The 941-nt window shown below is 56.9% G+C and carries 2 protein-coding genes; one reads left to right on the top strand and one right to left on the bottom strand.

Annotation, left to right across the window (positions count from 1 at the left end):
• Positions 1–258: NAD(P)(+) transhydrogenase (Re/Si-specific) subunit beta (locus tag A3730_RS07035; RefSeq protein ID WP_197477341.1), on the top strand; the 258-nt coding region annotated here is incomplete at its 5' end.
• A gap of 339 nt (positions 259–597) precedes the next feature.
• Here A3730_RS07035 and A3730_RS07030 read toward each other — a convergent pair.
• A partial coding sequence (locus A3730_RS07030; RefSeq protein ID WP_156501020.1) for a DUF481 domain-containing protein occupies positions 598–941 on the bottom strand: 344 nt, incomplete at its 5' end.

The following is a 941-nucleotide window of genomic DNA, read 5'->3' as shown; positions in this document are numbered from 1 at the left end:
CAGACCGACGTAGCCATCGTGCTGGGCGCCAACGACGTAACCAACCCCATGGCCCGCGAAGACAAAGGCAGCCCGATTTACGGCATGCCCATCCTCAACGTGGACAAGGCCAAGACCGTAGTTGTGGTCAAACGCTCTCTGAGCGCCGGCTTTGCCGGCCTGCCCAACCCGCTGTTCGCCAAGGACAACACCCTGATGTTGTTCGGCGACGGCAAAGGCGCGGTGCTGGATATCACCACCGCCCTGAAGGAAGGCTGATCCACCGCCTTCGCAAAGAAAGGAGCCTTCGGGCTCCTTTTTTTTGGCTCATCGCGGCTTAGAGAGAAAGCCATGATGGCGAGCCCTTCCCACGGAGTTTTGCCCAGAGCCTAACGCCTGATGCCGGATGCCTGACGTCAAACCCCATAGCCTGAGAGGCTGTCGCTATTGCGGCATCTCTTTTGAGGGATGGGCAGGAGGTTCCGGTCGTCCAGCATCTGTCAGGGCGGGACAATGCGACAAGCTCTGAAGCTGGCTGATTGCTCAATTCCGCGATGAACACAAAAAAAGCCCCGACCGTTACCGGCCGGGGCTTTTTTGTGACGCAGAAAAACCGCTCTACTGCAGGGTGTAAACCACACCGACAGAGAACGTATGATCCGTTTCCTTGGTGCCAGGCGGTACCGAGGAGTTATGTTCCAGCAAGTGGCGCAGGCGCAAGGCAAAGCTGGAATTAATCGCCGTGGTCAAAGACGTTTCAGCCCGTGTATCCGCGCCCTCTTCACCTACCTCGGTAGAGAAATCTTCCTTGAAGGTGGTGTTGTCACTGACGCGCAACTCGTACTTGATACCAATGCGGGCAATCGCATCTTCTTCCGAGTTATGGCAACTCATATAGGTGTCCTGGGGCTCCAGGCACTTTACGCGATAACCCGGACCGATTTCGGCATCCAGGGTTTGCA

The organism is Alcanivorax sp. HI0044, assembly GCF_001634945.1.
This window is presented reverse-complemented; position numbering and strand designations above follow the sequence as displayed.